This window comes from Phormidium sp. CCY1219 (genome assembly GCF_035615515.1).
GTDB lineage: Bacteria > Cyanobacteriota > Cyanobacteriia > Cyanobacteriales > Laspinemataceae > CCY1219.
Genome location: NZ_JAJENT010000384.1, coordinates 1 through 19,542 on the forward strand (window position 1 = coordinate 1; position 19,542 = coordinate 19,542).

A 19,542-nucleotide genomic window follows, 5' to 3' on the forward strand; every position below is an offset into this window, starting at 1 on the left:
CTCCATTTCCCCTGGCTCTCATCCCGACGCTCACCAAGCACGGGTAGAGCGCGGGGCTTCCCGCCGAGAAGCTAAGAGGGGAAAGCCGTTAGAGAAAAAATGGTGGGATCGCTTTGTGCATCTCGGATATAGACGTTGGATACCATTCATTGCTATGCTAATTACGTATCCAACGATACCGCCGTTGCTGCTTAGCTATTTTATGACTTTGATGCAGTCTTCTTCATTTCCCCCTCAATCCCGCGATCGCACGGTGGGAAATAAATTCCGCTTCATTTTACTGACCATTGTCATTAGCTTGTTGATGTTGGGTCCGTTGGGGTCGCGCCTCGCCTACCTGCAACTGATTCAAGGTAAAGCGTACCGCACCCAAGCAGACTACAATCGGATTCGCGGGATTCCGAAGCAGCCGGTGCGGGGTAATATTTTCGATCGCAAGGGCAAACTATTAGCCACCTCGAGATTGTCCCACACGGTTTTTATTTGGCCGATGGCCCTCGCATCAGAGGAATGGCCCAATACCCTCAAACGGCTATCCGCCCTGATCGAACTCCCCGAATCCGAACTGCTCGATCGCCTGGAAAAAACCGGCTATGACTCCCCCCTCCCCGTGCGAATTGCCCGCACTATCACCCCAGAACAAGCCACGGCGTTAGAGGAATACAGTGCCCAATTGCCCGGCGTCGAAGTGGGAGTAGAAGCGGTCCGACATTACCCCCACGGGAAAGTCGCCGCCCACGCCTTGGGATATACCGGAGAAATCGATTATTTGGATTTAGAAGTGCTCAAAGAGCGCGGCTATCGTCTCGGGGATGCGATCGGGCAGATGGGCGTGGAAATGGCCTTTGAAGACCAATTGCGCGGCGAATGGGGCGGACAACACGTAGAGGTGGATAGCAGCGGCAAGATTCTCAAACTCCTGGGAGAAACTTCTGCTCAATCCGGCCAGGACGTCCAATTAACCTTAGATTTAGAACTGCAGAAAGCCGCCGAGCGGGTTTTGGGGTATTTTCAAGGAGCGATCGTGGCGATCGATCCGCAAAATGGAGCCGTCTTGGCAATGGCCTCTCGTCCCACCTTCGACCCGAATATTTTTTCCACCCGCATCAGTGACGAACAATGGAGTGCCCTGCAAAGCGAAGACCACCCCTTTGTCAATCGCGCCCTGCGCGGCTTTCCCCCGGCAAGTACCTTTAAAATCGTCACCGCCACGGCGGCGATGGAATCCGGCGAATTTTCCCCCTATACGGTGCTACCTACCTATCCCTACGTCACCGTCGCCGGTCTGCGATTTTGGGACTGGAATCGCGCCGGTTTTGGCCCATTAGGATTTGTCGGCGCATTAGCCTGGAGTAGCGATACCTTCTTTTATCAAGTGGCCCTGCAACTCGGCGGAGAACGGCTGATTGAATGGACCCGCAAATATGGATTCGGTCGCCCCACCGGCTTTGAATTAACAGCGGAAGAAGATGCCGGCCAAGTGCCGGATCCGCAATGGAAACTCCGCGAAATCGGCGAACAATGGGTGGTGGGCGATACGGTAAATATGTCCATCGGTCAAGGATATCTGCTCGCCACCCCCCTACAGGTGGCCATGATGTTTGCAGTACCCGCCAATGGGGGCTATCGGGTGAAACCGCATTTGCTCGCGGACAATCGCGAAGCCAGCGCGTGGCGGGAATCTTTACAGATGAAGCCGGAAACCATTGACGTGTTGCAGGCGGGATTGCAGCAAGTGGTCTATGGCGGCACTGGGAAGGCGCTCAACGTCAGCACACTCCCCCCCAATGCGGGCAAAACCGGCACTGCAGAAGCACCGCCACGCGCCTCTCATGCCTGGTATGGCGGCTATGCACCCCTGAACGACCCCGAAATCGTGGTGGTGGCCTTTGCCGAACATTCTGGCGGTGGCGGGGGTAGCGTCACCGCGCCAATGGTGCGTCAAGTTTTGGAAGCTTATTTCAAGCAGAAATCTGGCAAGTAATGCGATTGTCAGTACAACTTAAGGTAAGCGTTCGTACCAATTACGCCGATGGGGACCACAGGCGCAAACCAGTCGGTGCCCCCACTAATAGTGCAAATTGGGGATGGTTTTCCAAATTTAGCACTAGATCTGCGAGCCAAAATCAGTGTAATCTATAAACTTGTCCCGATCGGATATGACGGTTACCTATGGTTCGAGAACTAGAACGAATTGAACACAAGAGCGATTTTCCGGAAACGGCCCCGGTGGCCAATCCGGTTTTTTTTAGGACGTACTCTCGCCGGACGCCCCAGGGACGGGAAACCTGGGCGGAGGTCTGCGATCGCACCATCGGCGCTTTGGCCAAACTCGGCAAGCTCACCGATGACGAGGTTTCCCTCCTGCACCGGATGCAAGGCTCCCTGAAATCCCTCTCCTCCGGTCGCTGGTTGTGGATCGGGGGCACCGAGTGGATCGAGCAACCGCAAAACTTTTCCGGCGCTTACAACTGCTCTTCGAGCAACATTAGCGACTGGCGCGCGTTTGGGTTGTTAATGGACTTGGCAATGATGGGCTGCGGTACCGGCGCTGTTCTCGAACCGCAATATATCCACCAATTGCCTCCAATTCGCAACCAACTACAGGTGGAGTTGGTGGGGGAAATCGGCGCAACCCCTATGTCACAGCGTCGGGAAACCACGGAAGCGATCGCGGATGGCAATCAGGTCACGCTTTATGTGGGAGACTCCCGTCACGGATGGGTCGGTTCTTATCAAGCCCTCCTCGAACTCTCCACGGACGAGCGATTTGATGGGGAAGTTCGAGTGCAAGTCAACCTCAGCGATGTCCGCCCTGCCGGCGAGGTCCTCAAAGGTTTTGGCGGGGTGGCCAACCCGGTAAAACTGCCTTCCCTCTACAAACGCTGTGCGGAAATTCTCAATAAAGCCGTGGGCCGTCAGCTAACCTCGGTGGAGTGCTGCTTGTTAATTGATGAAGCAGCTACTACGATCGTGGCCGGGAACATTCGCCGCTGCATCGCTTACGGGGAAAGGGTTTCAGCGATTTCAGGCATGAAGCCTATCCAAGATGTTGCCATCGGCGAACTGGTGCTGACTTCTTCTGGGCAGTACAAGCCTGTTACGAATAAGTTCGTACAAGGCGTACAAAATGTCGTCGAGATTCGGACTCGCGAAACTGCGATTCGCTGTACGGCTAACCATCGCGTTGCAGTTTACAATGGCTTGCACTCCTACACTTGGAAGTATGCAGGCGAACTACAACCGGGCGATCGCTTGATTTCCGTGCCTCACCGCAAAGGGATGCCCTGTGCAACCGCTGACTATGCGTGGCTAGTGGGCTTGTTTATCGGCAATGGCAATGCTGATTTGAAACGTCTTAATGAGGGTGGCGGCGCTGTCACCTTTGCCTTCTCTAAGGAACGTTTGAACCACCCTCTCGGTCAAAAATGCCTCCGTATTCTCAAAAGCCTGGGTTATACCCCAGCCATTAGCTTTCATCAGAACCATGCGTATATCAAGGTTCACCGCAAAGAATTGGCTGACGAACTGATTCAATACAAGCAGCCTTCGCAAACTCCTATCGTTCCCGAATTTGTTTGGCTCGGAACTGAAGAAATTCGCGCTGCATTTCTAGCCGGGTTAGCCGATACTGACGCAAACCCCTCGCGCAATGTTTTATTGAACTCTAACAACATAGAGTTTTTGCGTCAGGTTCAACGGTTGGCTTTGTCTTTAGGCATTACGACAACCCTACATGAGCGCGGCTCCAAAATGCTTCCAGACCGTGACACTGTTTACGAAGGCACTCATTGGCTGAAAATTCGCGCAATTCAATCTCAAGTCAATGCGGTGGCCCTGGTAAACCCACAGATGGGTGACGCAGGATTTCGTATTTGTGGGCAGAAGAACAATGGCTTGAGTTTGCCCCATCAATTCATTCAAGAAGCAATGGCTGATGGTGGGCGAGGGAACAGTGTTAACAACACCACCTCCACTATCAATCTCAGCAAAAAAGATGAGCCAATGCGCGATGCCAACTGGGATACTCTACTGTCTGAGGACATTGTTAATCCTCATTGGCTGCCTTTAGAGGTGCAGTTAGTTGTACCCGCAGGACAAGCAGAGACGTTTGACATTGAAGTTGAGAGCGATCGCGAATTCATTGCCAGTGGTTTACTCGTTCACAACAGTGCCGGCATGCGGCAATTTGACGCGAAAGACGAACTGGGAGCAACGGCGAAAGATAATCTCTGGCAATGCGATGAAAATGGCAATTGGCGGATTGACCCGGAACGGGATGCCCTGCGAATGGCAAACCATTCCCGGGTATTTCATCGCAAACCTTCCCGGGACGAATCGATCGCTGCTGTTCGCAAACAGTATTACTCTGGCGAAGGTGCCATTCAGTGGGCGGGGGAAGCGGTTGCCCGGGCAAATTGCGATTTGCTCTCTACGCCGCAGTTAAAGCACGATTTTCTGGTCGCTTACGATCGCTCTGAAGCAAAAGAGTGGTTGAAAACCCGTTACCCAAATTTACCTCCCCAGGAGTTAGAGCATCGGTTGGCCCGCTTGGGTCTCAACCCGTGTGGTTAAGGATTTAGCCTCACGTTAAAAACCCCGTAAAATCGGTAGAAGCTGAGATGCTAATACCGAGGTAATCAAAGGCATTAAAGCGCCTTTGACACCGTAGAGCGTAGAAGGTGAACCTTTGCTTTCCGGATGCGATTCAATTGTGCTATTTAGCGGCGCGCGTTGGCAAAGACTATAATCCGCAGGCTACTGTCTGCCTATATCGAGTCGATATAGTTCCACGAGTGCGGGGCAGTGTTTTTCTCAAAAGCACTGAAAATGTACGCCGAGCTACTGCGAATTCACGAAGCAGTAGAACTAAAGGATAAAAAGCCTTTAGGATAACAACCCTGGAAATCATTGGTGCGAATTTCCACTGCGTGGCAGGGGATACCTTGTTGATTACTCGCCAAGGCATGCAGGCGATTAAAGATGCAGTGGGCGCGGAAATCCACATCTGGAACGGCAAACGCTGGAGCAAGGTGACGCCCTTCCAAACCGGCCAGGCCCAGAAATTGTACCGGGTACGGTTTGGCGATGGTTCCTATCTCGATGCCACAGAGTATCATCGGTTCTTTGTGAGCGATGGTGAGGGTACGGAATATCGCGAAGTGCAAACCAAAGATTTGCTCGCGGGGAGCAATTATATATTGCATACCGAGCCGTTTGCGATCGCCTATGGGGACGGACTGAATATCGAGCCGACTGGCGCTTATGCTTTGGGTGTAAATGTCGGTGGTGGAGACGCGATGAATTATGTCTCTACATCCCAAGGCAACGATCGATCCGCATCGGCGGTGAGCGGTGCGGTAGCGGTAGCGGAAGTCGGGTTTGGCGCAGAGGTGGTGCGTCGCCTGAAAACCGACCCAGAGGCATTGAATGCGATCGCCCGTTGGAAGAAAGAAGCGATTCTGGCATTTATCGCCGGGTTAGCCGACGCCAAGGGAACTGCAACTCCCAACCGGATTTGGATTGAGGGGCTGCAAGAACGTAGCGCCCGACGAGTGCAACTGCTGTTAACCAAATGTGGGCTGCATTCGACCATTCACCCAGACCGATTCGGGGAAAACATCGCGGCGATAGAGATTTGCGATCGCGGCGAAATTCCCTGTCAGCGGTTGGATATCCGCAACGGCGATCGCGCCGAGATAAGCGGCGATCGGCAAACCATTGAAAGCGTCGAGGAATTGCCCGGACTCCACGAAACCTACTGTTTCAACGAACCCGAATTCCATAAAGGCGTATTTGGCAACACCCTCACCGGAAACTGCAACCTCGCCGAAATCCATCTGAATCAAATCGACCCGCAAGACCATCAAGCCCAAGAAGACGCCTTTAAAGCCGGTGCCTTGTCTGTGGCGATTTTGCTCAACCACAAATTCACCGAACCTCGCTATCACTACAGTCGGCAAATCGATCCGATTGTAGGAGTCTCCTTTACCGGGTTGTTTGATTTCTTCGTGCAAGCCTTTGGGGCCGACTGGTTGCGCTGGTGGGAACAAGGGCGGCCCGACAGCGGACGAGGATTGGAATTCAAGCGGTTAGAACGGGAATATTTAACCCGGTGGCGGGATATAGTTCACGCCAAAGTGTGGGATTACTGCGATCGCCACAATTTGCGCCGCCCCAACCGTTGCACCACCATTCAGCCCAGTGGGACCAAATCTCTGCTCACCGGGGCCTCTCCCGGATGGCACCCCCCGAAAGCACAACGATTCATTCGCCGGATTACCTTCCGCAAGAATGACCCCGTAGCCCTCGCCTGTATCGACTACGGCTATAACGTAGTACCCTCCCAGTCGGATAAAGACGATTTGGGCAATCTGCTCGATGACCCCTTTGACCCGCGCTGTTGCGAATGGTTGGTAGAAATTCCCGTGGCGACTCCTTGGGCCGATTTACCCGGATGCGATGACATCGACATCAGCAAATTTTCCGCCTTGGCGCAATTCGACTTCTACATGCAAGTTCAGCGCCACTACACCACCCATAACAGTAGCGCCACCATCGAGTTGCGCGAATCGGAAATCGAAGCCCTCGGAACCCGGATTTACGAAGCGATTCGGGATGACGAAGGTTACATCAGTGCCGCCCTGCTGGCGCGATTTGACGACCTGCAAACCTTCCCGCGATTGCCCTTTGAGCCAGTGGATAAAGCCACCTACGAGGCATGTTTGGACGGGGTGTTAAAACGGCGCAAAATCGCTGATTTTCACCAAGCGCTCAGTCAATACGATCGCGGAGAAATGCTCGAAGCCGGTCCGGCGGGGTGCGATTCGGATAAGTGCTTGTTACCGGAAGACACGCCCCAGTCATAGGTTGTGGGGAAGTAGAGCCTCACAGGAGTGCGTTTTCTGTGGGGGGAACACTTCGGGGGTGAGTGGCGATCGCCACACCCCCGCCTCGGAGCCAAAAAATAACCAGACGCGCTAGGATCCCAGAAGAAGCGATCGCAGTGCCAGTACAAGGAGACATCCTATGTTTTTCGACGAACTTCGTCCGGTAATGGAAGAATTAACCCAACACCCGGTTGCCTTTTTAGGCGGGTTTTTTTCCGGAGTTTTCCGTCTCAACCTGTCGGATGACCCGGTAAAAAGCTGGCTCGAACAGCAAGGAGCCTCGAGCAACGGTGCCACCTACGCGGATCCGGAAAGCAACGGGAACCGCAGCAGCAGTGGACCGCAGTCCATTTCCATCGAGTAATCCCTTATCGCATCGCCTCGAGAGGTCGGCTTGAACCACAAGTCGGCCTTTTTTGTGTGGGTCTAAGCTGTGGTGCGGGCAAATTTCGTGAATTTTCGTTAATCTGTATCGAGAGTAACAGACTTTTGACCCACTTTTTGCATAAGCGGGCGATCGCCCCCTAAAATCCGCAAAAATACTCACCGCACCCCCACAGTTTCTATAGTTCCCATAAAGTTAATCCCCCTTGAGCAAAAGGGTCTTTAAGATAGAAAAAAGGACGACTGAGCATTCAGCCCCCTTGCGGATGACCCGCCAGCCTCGCCCGCCGGAAACCACAGATCCACTCCAAAAGGAGGAAAACCCAATGGCAGACGCAGATAAACTCGTCAAACAAACCCACGCCCTGGATAGAGACTGCACCACCCTATCGCGTCACGTGTTGCAGCAACTACAGAGCTTCTCTGCGGAAGCTCAGGATCTCAGTGCCTTAATGGGGCGCATTGCCCTCGCCGCCAAACTGGTGTCCCGTCGCCTGAGTCGGGCGGGATTGGTAGAAGGCGTACTCGGCTTTACTGGCGATGTCAACGTACAGGGCGAAAGCGTCAAGCGAATGGATGTCTATGCCAACGAGGTCTTTATCTCCGTCTTCAAGCAAAGTGGCTTAGTCTGTCGCTTAGCCTCCGAAGAAATGGATAAACCCTACTACATTCCCGAAAACTGCCCCATTGGTCGCTATACCCTCCTCTACGACCCCATCGATGGGTCCTCCAATATTGACAGCAACCTGAACATCGGCTCTATTTTTTCCATTCGCCAGCAAGAAGGCACGGATGAGAATGGAGAGGCAAAAGACTTGCTACAACACGGACGCAAACAGTTAGCCGCCGGCTACATCCTGTATGGTCCGAGTACCATGTTGGTGTACTCCATTGGCAATGGGGTGCATTCCTTTACCCTCGACCCCAGCTTGGGCGAGTTTATCCTATCCACGGAAAATATTCAAATCCCCGAGCATGGGTCGATTTACAGCGTCAATGAAGGGAATTTTTGGCAGTGGGATGAATCCATTCGCGACTACATCCGTTACGTTCACCGCCACGAAGGCTATACGGCGCGCTATGGCGGCGCGTTAGTGGGAGACTTTCACCGAATTTTGTTTGAAGGCGGGGTATTTCTCTATCCCGGAACCCTGAAAAATCCCGACGGGAAATTGCGTCTGCTCTACGAAACCGCTCCCTTGGCGTTTTTAGTGGAGCAAGCTGGAGGAAGGGCAAGTACCGGTACGGAGGAAATCTTGGATGTGGTGCCCGAGAAACTGCATACCCGCACCCCGGTGATTATCGGGAGCAAAGAGGATGTGGAACTCGTGGAGTCGTTTATCCAAGACCGAACCCGGGAGCAAACCGAAAGCTTGACGGCTCCTTCGTGAGGATTTGATGACTTGCCGGAGGCGACCCCCGAGGAGGTGGGAAATCTACCCGCCGCCGGGAAGTGAAAATCGGGAGGAATCTGTCTGCGGTCATACCTCAGATAGTCATCATCCCGCTGGAAAACTCCTACAATGACAATCGATCGCAAGCATAGAATAGAACAACTATGGCAACCAATCCCTTACTACAAATCGAAGAACAATACGGTCAAAGCATCTGGATGGATAATTTGACCCGCAATATCATCGAATCCGGCGAACTCAAACAGCTCATCGAAAGCCGAGGATTGATGGGTCTGACCTCCAATCCGTCGATTTTCGAGAAGGCGATCGTCGGCAATGAAATTTACGACGCCGATATCGAAGCGGGAATAAAAGCGGGTAAATCCGTAGAAGAAATTTACGAATCTTTGGTATTTGAAGATATTCGCAACGCCTGCGATGTGTTTCGCCCCATCTACGAGAAAACCGATGGACTCGATGGATATGTCAGCATTGAATTGCCGCCGAATATCGCTCGGGATACAGAACAATCCATCGCCGAAGCCAAACGCTACTATCGCGAAATCGGGCGGGATAATGTGATGGTGAAAATCCCGGGCACGCCAGAAGGCTTAGCCGCCGTGGAAAAAGTGATTGCTGAAGGCATTAACGTAAACATTACCCTGCTGTTTTCCGTGCAAAGCTATGTAGATACAGCTTGGGCTTATATTCGCGGGTTAGAAGCGCGGGTGAAGGCGGGGAAAGATATTAGCAAGATTGCCTCGGTGGCGAGTTTCTTTATCAGTCGGATTGACGTGAAAATCGACGAGAAAATCGACGAGCAGCTCGAGCATGTCACTGAGCTGAATAAAAAGGCGAAACTGGAAGAAGTGAAAGGGAAAGTGGCGATCGCCAATGCCAAAATCGCCTATCAAAAATACAAAGAAATCATCGAGAGCGACGCTTGGCAAGCCTTAGCGGCAAAAGGAGCTAACCCGCAACGGCTCCTGTGGGCCTCCACTAGCACCAAAAACCCGGAATACAGCGACGTACTCTATGTAGACGAGCTGATTGGGTCGGATACGGTGAATACCATGCCCCCCTCCACCATCGAAGCTTGCGCGGATCATTGCCAGGTGGGCGGTAGTCGCATCGAAAGCGAGGTGGACAAAGCCTACAAGCTGATGGAAAGCTTGCCGGAAGTGGGCATCGACCTGGATGCAGTGATGAAAGAACTGCTCGAAGAAGGGATCGAAAAATTCATTCAGCCATTTGACTCCTTGATGAAATCTCTCGAAGAGAAAGTCAAGCAGTTAGCAGCGGCATAATCTACCCGATCGGTCATCAATGGGGAATCGGCTGGAGGTTTCACCTTCCCATTTCCCATTTTGCTGGCTGGATTTTACTCTCTCACATTATCGGTAAAGCACTTTTGGCGATCGCAACCACACAAGTCAATGGTAAAACTACTAGAAAATCCTCTGCGCGTTGGACTACAACAAGACCGCATCCCCGACCCCCAAATCCTGGTCATTTTTGGCGCGTCTGGGGACTTGACTCAGCGCAAGTTGGTGCCGGCGATTTATAAAATGAAGTTGGAACGCAAACTTCCCCCAGAACTGACCATTGTTGGGGTATCCCGCCGAGGCTGGAGTCACGATTTTTTCCGGGAACATTGTCGCGAAGGAGTGGAGGACTTTGGCGGCGGCATCGGCTCGCAAGCGTTGTGGGACGATTTCGCCAAAGGATTATTCTACTCTCCGGGCGATATCGATAAACCAGACAGCTACGACAAACTCAACTCCTTTTTAACCGAACTGGACGAACAACGAGGTACCCGGGGCAATCGGGTCTTTTACCTCTCTGTTGCTCCCCGGTTTTTCGCGGAAGCGTCGATGCAACTGGGAAAAGCGGGTATGCTCTCTGACCCGGAAAAACAACGGTTGGTGATTGAAAAACCCTTCGGTCACGACCTGGGTTCGGCACAGATGCTCAACCGGGTGGTGCAGCAGGTCTGTTCGGAAAAACAGGTGTACCGCATCGACCACTATCTGGGTAAGGAAACGGTGCAAAATCTGTTGGTCTTTCGGTTCGCTAATGCGATTTTTGAACCGTTGTGGAACCGTCAGTTTGTGGAATGCGTGCAAATTACGGTAGCCGAAACCGTGGGCCTGGAAGGTCGGGCGGGTTATTACGAATCTGCCGGCGCACTGCGGGATATGGTGCAAAACCACTTGATGCAGTTGTTTACCCTGACGGCGATGGAACCGCCGAATTCTCTGGATGCGGATAGCATTCGCAATGAAAAGGTGAAGGTGCTGGAAGCCGCTCATTTGGCGGATGTGGAAAACTTGGAGCGATCGGCGGTCCGGGGTCAGTATGCGGCGGGCTGGATGAAGGGTCAGCAGGTTCCGGGATATCGGGATGAGGAAGGGGTTGACCCGAATTCGACAACGCCGACTTATGCGGCGTTGAAGCTCAATATCGATAACTGGCGCTGGAAAGGGGTGCCTTTCTACATGCGGACGGGCAAGCGAATGCCGAAAAAGGTGACGGAAATTGCAATTATCTTCCGCGAAGTCCCGTTTCTGATGTTCCAGTCGGCGGCGAAACAAGCTAATCCTAATGTGCTGGCTTTGCGTATTCAGCCCAATGAAGGGATTTCGATGCGCTTTGAGGTGAAAACGCCGGGGAATTCTCTACGGACGCGATCGGTGGATATGGATTTCCGTTACGAAACGGCTTTCGGTGAGGCGAATACCGATGCCTACAGCCGTCTGCTGATTGACTGCATGTTAGGCGACCAAACGCTGTTTACTCGCTCTGATGAGGTGGAGGAGTCTTGGCGGGTGCTGACACCTGTGCTGCAAGTGTGGGATGCGCCGGCTCCTCCAGAAGTGATGCCGCTCTATGAGGCGGGCACTTGGGAACCGGTGGAAGCGGAGTTGTTGCTCAATCGTAACGGTCATCGCTGGCGCAGACTCTAGGCGCTTTGCTTGGCTTGATTCTGTGCGTCTATTCTCATCAAAACACTCACGATTAAATCTATACAATCAATATGGCTACTCCAATTGTTGCTCTGCAAAAACCCAAGGATATTTCTCTCGATGAAATCGAGGCGGAACTGAGTCGCATCTGGCATACGGAAAATGAGGGGAAGACCGCTCCAGTTGCCACCCGTGCGGCGACGTTTAGTATGGTGGTTTACGAACCGGAGGAATTTCAGCAGTTATTGGCGGCGCTGGGATTCTATGATGGCCCGATTGATGGCTTTCATGGCTCAAAAACTAAGGCGGCGGTCCGCGAGGCTCAGAAAACTTACGATCTGCGGGTCACGGGTCGGGTCGGTCCGAATACGTTGCACAAGTTGCGCGAAGAGTACGCGAAGCTTCCCCCCGAAAAGACGCAATTCTCGAATCTGAATGCGCGCGGATTTAGCGTCAGCGAGGCGATCGCTTCTCAAAATCCTTGCCGCATCATCACCCTCTGTCCGATCCTCGGTGAAGATGAAGGGGTCACGGCTCAAGTCTCTGCCTATTGCCCCCTGCAAAAAAGCAGCAATCTGGTCTGCTGCGAATATATTACCTTGCGCGGGACTAAGGAGGCTCTGGAACGAGTTGGGGATCTGGTGTCTTCTCTGATGATTCCGGAGTTGCCTAAGTTTGTCTGGTGGAAGGCGACGCCGAATCCAGAACAGGAGTTGTTCCAACACTTGGTCAATTCTTGCAATTGCATTATTATGGATTCTTGCTATTTCAGCGATCCGGAGTCGGAATTTCTCAAGATGCACGAGCTAATCGAGGAAGAAACTTATGTGGCGGATTTGAATTGGCACCGCCTCAGTTCTTGGCAGGAATTGACTGCTTCTGCTTTCGATCCCCCGGAACGTCGCGCGTCTTTGGTGGAACTCGATCGCGTGACGATTGACTACGAAAAGGGCAATGCGGCGCAAGCGTTGCTGTTTCTCGGTTGGCTGGCTTCTCGCTTGGGTTGGAAACCTGTGTCTTACACGGAGGAAGATGGGGATTACGATATCAAGCGGGTGAAGTTCACAGGTCCGGGCGATCGCCAGATTGAGGCGGAGTTGGCTGCTATCCCTACCGCTGATTGGGGCGAAATTCCCGGGGATTTGGTGGGTCTGCGTCTGCTCTCTACCAATTGCAATGCTAACTGTTGCACGATTTTATGCTCGGAAACCACCGGCTGCATGCGCATGGAAGCCGGCGGTAGCGCCCAAAACTGCCGCACGGAACAGGTGACTCCCCTCACTGACCAAAAGGCGGAATATCTCCTCTCTCAGCAGCTACAGCGCTGGGGTCGCGATATCCTCTTTGAAGAATCTCTCTCCCTGGCCAGCGAGATTCTCAAGTTGCGCCATCGCGCTTAACTTCGTTACCGCATCTTCCCATAACTTAGTCCGCCCGCGCAGCTAAGTTCCCTACCCGTGGCTTTCCCCTGCCAGGGAATCAATTCCCTGGCCTACCCCCCCCCACTCTCGCGTTGTCGTACTCCTTGCCCACCCGCTTTTGCAATGCATAAATTGCTTTTGTTTTATGGGTTGGCCTAGGTATTAATTATACGCGATCGCCCACTTTTTTGTCAACCCCCTACCCTTTTCTAGGGCCCAACCCCCATTAACCCTGGCCGGGAGAGTTGCACAATCGCGCGGGAAATCCCACCGCCCCATGAGGATAATCGTTAGGGAATTCGGCCATAGTGCAATCAAAGCATTGCACAAACGTCCTGGTTGAGCCTACGGTTTCATTGTACGCGATCGCCCACTTTTTTGTCAACCCCCACCCTCTGAAACCAACCGGTTCGCATTAATTTTCGGGGAAGTCGGGTGGATTGTGTTGCCAACTCCACCTCTAAGATTGAAATGAAATATCGAGAGCTGTGGATTCTTTAAACAGGGCGAGAATGATTGCCCCTCATTTTAACCGGGACGCCGCAGGTGTCCCACGCGGGGACTGGCTGCTGCGCTTAAATCCCTTTTTACCAAAACCCTCGAGTGGTGTCAAGCCCATCGCCTTGTCAGAAGCGAGATCCGCCCCTCTACCTGTAAAGTTTTGCAAACATCCGCCAGTTGAGCGCATAAAAATCAGGGTTTTCCCCACAGAAATAAAAGGAAGGGTTCGCGAGTTCCGGAATTTCAGACATCCGGATCCAGAAGGGGACTTCCACTGGCGTACAGATCGGGTAGGAATTATGAAAAAGGGTGAACCAGAAAGCTGGATGCACTCGAGCTTTGAAACCCACGGGTTGAGCGCGCAAATCGAGAACATACAAGGGGGAGGGCTAGGGCAATGGTGTGGCAAAACTAAAGGTTGCAACCGAGCAGATCGCGATTGGAACCTGATTATTCCCAGTGCTTTTGTCGGCGCAATAGTGGGTTTGCTGGTATTAGGAGGAAATTTCTATCGTGAAAATACCAGCCCGTTGCATCAGTTGATTGCCCTTGCCAGCATCGAACAACCTTCACTGTTCCATCATACTCCACCGATGGAGGAAGAAGACTCAGAGGATTTGCTTCCCACGCGATAGGCGATCGCGGTGCAAGTGGCGTCACCGAAACCACCCGGGGCGCGGCCCACCGGGCAACTTCCATCCGCACCCTAACTGATGGGAAACGCAGGGATTGTGTTGAGGATGCAGGGGGAATTACACTGCCACAATAATAGCTATCTAGGCGATCCACCCTGTACGACCCCAGTGTTATGCCCTGGGGTCGTTACTTTTTCCCTAAATATGGGGGGTATCGTGTTTGCACCATTCCCACATCAGCCAAATTGCTGATTTAGATTCAGCTATTTTGCGGATGGAACATCCAGGCAAAACCGCCGAAAATAAATATAGCGCAAGAGGAGAAAAAATTTTGTGTCACCCCAGTTTTATCCACTGGGGTTTTATTCCATTTCGCAAGTGAGTGAGGAAGTTTGAGTCTTCCACTGCGCCTATAGCCTTGAATTTGACAATATTCAAGATGGTATTGCATGCAGCAGAGGTGAGAATCTCCTCTTGCCTGTTTTGGGTTCCGCCCTGGATTGTTTCATCGGGAATATTTGCCAGGGTAGGTTTATCGGTAGGGCGGATTTATCGATATTATCGGTCCGGGGACTAACATTTTGACAAACCCGCCCCTGAAAAAGGTTCGGAACCGACAGACAGGGGTGCCAGGTGGAGTTTCTTGGGGGTAACTTACCGGTTCGTATAAAAAAACTCGGTTGAGATTAGGCCGGTTCGAGCGCACTTTTTGACAAGCAGGGACTATGGCATACCTCCGATCCGTTTCGAGTGAGGGCGATCGCGCTTATCCCATCGCCAAAACATCTGCAGAGACGGTTTCAAACTGACCGGCCAATCCAAACGGAACGCCGATATCTATCACTACACCTAAAATCTCGTTTGTAGATTTCAGTTGCAAGATAGCGTCATTCACCCCATTATTATTGACATCGAGGACGCCGAGATAGTTAATATCGTTTTCGGTCAATCCATCGGTCAGACCGATTTTGTCTCCTTCAGCGAGATTAAAGTCAGTAATCCAATCGGCATACTCGTTTTGCACCACACCTTCCACGGTACTCGATCGCAGGACGAAGACATCTGCACCCGCACCTCCAGTGAGCAGATCCGCGCCAAAATCGCCAATTAACACATCATTGCCGGCGTCGCCGAATAAATAGTCGTTATCGCGACCCCCGCGAACCATATCGTTGCCATTTCCGCCATAGACCAGATCGCTACCGTGATTGCCATTGAGGATATCGTCCCCCTCGTCTCCCAACACTTCATCGTTATTTTTGCCCCCGCGCAGGTAGTCATTCCCGTTGTTTCCGTAGAGGCGATCGCGACCTTGATTGCCATTCATGGTTTCCCCATCTGGCGAACCGAGAATCACATCATCCCCCCCCAGGGCCCGCAATCCCATTGCCGATCCGTTCAGCGCCCCAGGGGTCAGTTGAACCAAGTCCGGAGTGCTGGCGTTGGCGGTTAAGTCAAAAAACCCTTCCATATAGAATGGGTTGTTTTCCGGCGCAACCGGCGATTCTGAGGTGGGAGTCGCGCTGGTAGGACGTGCAGAGAGATTGGGAATGTTGATGTCAATGGGTACCCCATTCAGGTACGGATCGCCAAACACTTGCGTCCAGTAGTGGTTGAGATTCTTCTCGCCAGTATCGTTTTCCAGGAAATAATATCCGATGCCAATGTCTTCAAATTCTGGCTTGAGGATGTTCTCCCGGTGTTGCGGACTTTCCATCCATCCGGCGACCACTTCTTCTGGCGTGGTTTGACCGGCAGCCACATTTTCCCCCACAAGCTGTAATATATAGTCCTGCCGGCCTACGCGATCGCCCACCAGAGACCCATCACTTCCACTATGACCCACAAAATCATTTAAGGCCATACTGGTGCTATGTTCGAGGGCGGCTTCCGATAACTCGGCGTTTAAGGTCAGCGGCGATAAACCTTGCTTCGCCCGTTCTTGATTCGTTAGTTCTACCACGCGATTGACAAACTCTTGACTCATCTTTCGACTCCTTGTGTCGCGATAATATTTGACTCGATGCAGCTTGTCGTTAGCCTGCTGTATGTTAGTGGGGGGATTGTCCCTCGACTATGCAGGTTACATTGTCGGAATTTTTCTTCCGACATACTTGTTCGATTGTTTACCCTCGGTTCTCGGCGAGAATACTGTCTCCCGACTATTTATTGTGGCCAGAGGACTTTTCTGGCGGCGGATGGAACTGACAGAAACACGCTATACGGAGCGATCGCCTCCCCTCTCCATGTAGACAATTCACCTGCGCCCCCAATTGGCTATCACCGCTACTTGTGGGGGTTGGAAATCGCTTGGCAAACAAACCGTCCCTGTCATTACGGTAGTTCTAGAGAGGAATTGACCTTTTTTATCCATTTCCATCGGCGCTTTGATTTGAGAACGAGTGACATCCGAGTGTGCAAAGGGAACTCCCGCGAGGTCGCTCGCGTCTGGAAACTCGATTGACCCTCGCCTCATAAACTTATGGGTAATATACCTAATTTAACCCCAATCCCCCTCTCTGTCAATTACAAATTGTAAAGCTTTGGTGAAATTATAGATAAAAGTGAAGGGCGGGCAGGAAGCAAAGCCGAACATCACTTAAATTTCTCCCCTACAGCGATCGCGATCGCGTGATTTTGCGATCGGTGTCACCGCAAAACATATAACTTCATGCATGTCTTTCCTCCCCTACCTCCCATCGCAGTGGATCGCCCTCCTGTAAGCCCTAGCAGATGCGCCCACCCCGTGGAATCAACCTCTACAGAAGAACAACCCTCGTCCTTATCGTCCCAAATTGCTAGCTGGAGTGAGGAGATATCGTACTCCCTCACTCCAGCAGTCTAACCCTAAACTAGAGGGGAAACCAGACGGCCAAAAAATAGACCGGCCAGCGGACCGGTTTTCCGTGAGAGAAAGGACAGACCCCATGTAACGGTTAGCCCCTCCTCTCGCCTCGCCCACCAGATTAAACGCTAACTGTCAATTCCCAACGATTCAGCTTGCCCGTATCCTCGGGAACGCCATCCACCACCCATAGCTGCCAAGTTCCCTGGGCGGGTTGATGAAACAACTGACGTAACGTCGGCGTAGTATGGAGAGAATAAGTCCTCTGCAAGCGCGTTTTATTCCCCAAGGTGCGACTTTGCAGTTGCACCATTTTACCGTTTGGGGCAATTAGATAGAGTTCCACATCCCCCAGGTAATTGTGTTCGAGATCCAGGCTAACGCGGATATCGCAAACCGGACTCCCATCGCCTAGGATAATCTCACTCCGCAATCCCCCGCGATCGCCCTTGCCAAACAGATTAAACGGAAACAGGCTGTTGTTCCCTTCTTGATAGTCCGGAATCTCCTGCGATCGCGACTGCGTTTCGCTCAAAAGGCGCGTGACGCGCAGGGGAACCGCAAACAACCGCTGTGCCCGCCGCACCGCATTATAAGCATTCACCTTACCATATCCGAACCATTGGGAATGACCTTGGCGATCGTAACTCCCCAAGCGCATCCCCAACTGCGGATCCGGATCCGGGTCGATAATTTTATCCGCACTTTGCTGCAAAATCTGCTTCACTTCCGCCGCCGTCAAATCGGGATTCACCGACAACACCAACGCCGCTACCCCCGCTACCACCGGGCAAGCGCTAGAAGTCCCGCCAAAATAAGGCGTGTAATCCCCAGCATCATAGCCACTAGATCCGACCCGATCCGTGGTAAATACCCCCAACCCGGACAAATACTCCTGAATTTCCGGCGGCGTATTCACAGGCCCGGTTTCCTGCAACCACATCCCCGGCGGCGCATTATTGCTGGGCGCGCAAACCGAAATCGAATTGCCCCAATTACTATATGCTGCTTTCTTGTTCAAACTGGTGCATGCCGAAACCGCGATCGCATCCGGATGAACCGCAAACCCGCTCAACCATTTCGTCTGGCCTTTCAATACATCATTCGGCCAGCCGCTTTCTTCTACCGTACCATTGGTGGGACGGTTCGCATTCCCCGCCGCAAACACGATCGCGCAACCTTTACCATTGCGCCCTTGCGTCGCCGCCCGGGTAATCGCCGCCCGCTGGCGCAAGGACAGGGGAAAATACACCGCCGAAGCGCCCCAACTACAAGAAATCACCGACGCGCCTTTCGTCACCGCCCAATCAAAAATTTGCTCGATGGAGTCATCATCCAAATAGCCAGTGGTCCGGATGGGCATCAAGGCACATCCCGGCGCAACCCCCACAATACCGCTACCGTTTTCTTCCGCTACCGCAACCCCGGCGCAGGAGGTTCCGTGATTATCGGAATCTTCTTCCGGTAAGGGCAAAAAGTCTTTTCCTTTGAAGTCTCGCGGGGCAACAATTTTACCCGCGCCTTTAAAATCCGGATGGTTCAAATCAATCGAGTCGTCCGTAATCGCCACTACCACGGACCGAATCCCCCGGGTAATATCCCACGCTTTTTGCGCGCTGATATGGGAATTGAGCGCCAGGTTCGATCCGCCATCGTGGTGCAGATACCATTGTTTGTGGTAGTGGGTGGCCCGTGGCCGATAGTGGGGTTGGGTGGTGAAAATAATATTGGGTTCCGCCGTTAGAATGTCTGGGTGTCGCATCAGGCGATTGGCAATTTTCACCGGATTTTCGGTGGCGTCGCGTCGAACCACTGCTACAAAGGTGTTGGGAATGCCCGCAACCGATTTGTTGAGGGTGAGTCCCACCTCAGTGGCGATCGCCTCCCGTTGCGCTTCTTCCACCGATGTGCTAAATTGAATCGTAACCTCATCGCTGAGGTACACCAACATTCCCGGGTTATTTTTTACCCCATACAGGTGACTGGCAAAGGCAACTTCTTCTAATCCCCGCGCCGCCTGCATGGCAGATTCTAGCTCGGCGGGGTCTACGGTAAATTCTTCCAGTTTGCTGTTGGGAACTCGCTGTTTGTGGGTTGCGGGAATTTGGTTCAACCACTCCGGGTAGGCGGTTGGATCTACCGGACGGACGGTGAAGCGATCGCTGACTTTCACCAGCAGCAATTCTTCCCCCCCTCGCTGTAAAACAATGCCGAGGTTTTCATCGGAAACGCCGACGCCCGCCATATCGGTTGCAGAATTATCGGGCAATTTAACCGGTTCTCTCATCGAGTTGATTCCTGTTTGTGTCGTCAGTTGGCTAATAGCCCTTATTCATTTGCTCAGTGGATAAATCAGTAATATCCCATCTTCCAGTTATCCAGTTGTCCCGGATTGCAATTCTCCAAAAAAATTCCGTTTCAAGCCGCTGAAAAAGTTGTCTCCCCTCTTGACAAAAAAAAGGGGCATCGGCTATAATCAGACCGTGGCGGCAGGCAGGACTTATGC

The 19,542-nt window shown here is 52.5% G+C and carries 14 protein-coding genes; 10 read left to right on the forward strand and 4 right to left on the reverse strand.

What is annotated here, in order from left to right:
* The 3 genes from mrdA to nrdJ all read left to right on the forward strand — a co-directional run.
* Positions 1-1,984, forward strand: a 1,984-nt coding sequence (gene mrdA / locus LKK83_RS07565; protein ID WP_324630413.1) for a penicillin-binding protein 2, incomplete at its 5' end; no start/stop codon positions are given.
* 188 nt (positions 1,985-2,172) lie between these two features.
* Entirely contained in the window at positions 2,173-4,575 is a 2,403-nt protein-coding gene (locus LKK83_RS07570; RefSeq protein ID WP_324630415.1) for an LAGLIDADG family homing endonuclease, read from the forward strand.
* A gap of 356 nt (positions 4,576-4,931) precedes the next feature.
* The gene (gene nrdJ, locus LKK83_RS07575) at positions 4,932-6,869 is read left to right on the forward strand and encodes a ribonucleoside-triphosphate reductase, adenosylcobalamin-dependent (protein ID WP_324630417.1); all 1,938 of its coding nucleotides are present in this window, start codon (positions 4,932-4,934) and stop codon (positions 6,867-6,869) included.
* 19 nt (positions 6,870-6,888) lie between these two features.
* On the opposite strand, the gene LKK83_RS07580 is transcribed toward nrdJ, so the two are convergent.
* Positions 6,889-7,026 (reverse strand): hypothetical protein, encoded by a 138-nt coding sequence (locus tag LKK83_RS07580; RefSeq protein WP_324630419.1) that lies wholly within the window; start codon positions 7,024-7,026, stop codon positions 6,889-6,891.
* Positions 7,027-7,029: 3 nt separating this feature from the next.
* Between LKK83_RS07580 and LKK83_RS07585 the strand changes: the two genes are divergently transcribed.
* The 6 genes from LKK83_RS07585 to LKK83_RS07610 all read left to right on the forward strand — a co-directional run bounded on the left by LKK83_RS07585 (position 7,030) and on the right by LKK83_RS07610 (position 14,191).
* Positions 7,030-7,254, forward strand: coding sequence for a hypothetical protein (locus LKK83_RS07585; protein WP_324630421.1), 225 nt, complete (start codon positions 7,030-7,032; stop codon positions 7,252-7,254).
* A gap of 346 nt (positions 7,255-7,600) precedes the next feature.
* Complete coding sequence (gene fbp / locus LKK83_RS07590; protein ID WP_324630423.1) at positions 7,601-8,665, forward strand: class 1 fructose-bisphosphatase; 1,065 nt, start codon at positions 7,601-7,603, stop codon at positions 8,663-8,665.
* Between the two features lie 167 nt (positions 8,666-8,832).
* Positions 8,833-9,975, forward strand: a complete 1,143-nt coding sequence (gene tal / locus LKK83_RS07595; protein ID WP_324630425.1) for a transaldolase — start codon at positions 8,833-8,835, stop codon at positions 9,973-9,975.
* Between the two features lie 129 nt (positions 9,976-10,104).
* Complete coding sequence (gene zwf / locus LKK83_RS07600) at positions 10,105-11,634, forward strand: glucose-6-phosphate dehydrogenase (protein WP_324630426.1); 1,530 nt, start codon at positions 10,105-10,107, stop codon at positions 11,632-11,634.
* Between the two features lie 71 nt (positions 11,635-11,705).
* The gene (gene opcA, locus LKK83_RS07605; protein ID WP_324630428.1) at positions 11,706-13,034 is read left to right on the forward strand and encodes a glucose-6-phosphate dehydrogenase assembly protein OpcA; all 1,329 of its coding nucleotides are present in this window, start codon (positions 11,706-11,708) and stop codon (positions 13,032-13,034) included.
* Between the two features lie 821 nt (positions 13,035-13,855).
* Positions 13,856-14,191, forward strand: a complete 336-nt coding sequence (locus LKK83_RS07610; protein WP_324630429.1) for a hypothetical protein — start codon at positions 13,856-13,858, stop codon at positions 14,189-14,191.
* A 766-nt stretch (positions 14,192-14,957) separates the two neighbouring features.
* On the opposite strand, the gene LKK83_RS07615 is transcribed toward LKK83_RS07610, so the two are convergent.
* Positions 14,958-16,178, reverse strand: a complete 1,221-nt coding sequence (locus tag LKK83_RS07615; protein ID WP_324630430.1) for a CAP domain-containing protein — start codon at positions 16,176-16,178, stop codon at positions 14,958-14,960.
* Positions 16,179-16,206: 28 nt separating this feature from the next.
* On the opposite strand from LKK83_RS07615, the gene LKK83_RS07620 reads away from it, so the two are divergent.
* Positions 16,207-16,443, forward strand: coding sequence for a hypothetical protein (locus LKK83_RS07620; RefSeq protein WP_324630431.1), 237 nt, complete (start codon positions 16,207-16,209; stop codon positions 16,441-16,443).
* A gap of 714 nt (positions 16,444-17,157) precedes the next feature.
* Here the strand turns inward: LKK83_RS07620 and LKK83_RS07625 are convergent.
* A complete protein-coding gene (locus LKK83_RS07625) occupies positions 17,158-19,323 on the reverse strand; it encodes a S8 family serine peptidase (RefSeq protein ID WP_324630433.1) in 2,166 nt (721 codons plus the stop codon).
* A gap of 31 nt (positions 19,324-19,354) precedes the next feature.
* Positions 19,355-19,542 (reverse strand): hypothetical protein (locus LKK83_RS07630; protein ID WP_324630434.1); only part of this gene is annotated, 188 nt, incomplete at its 5' end.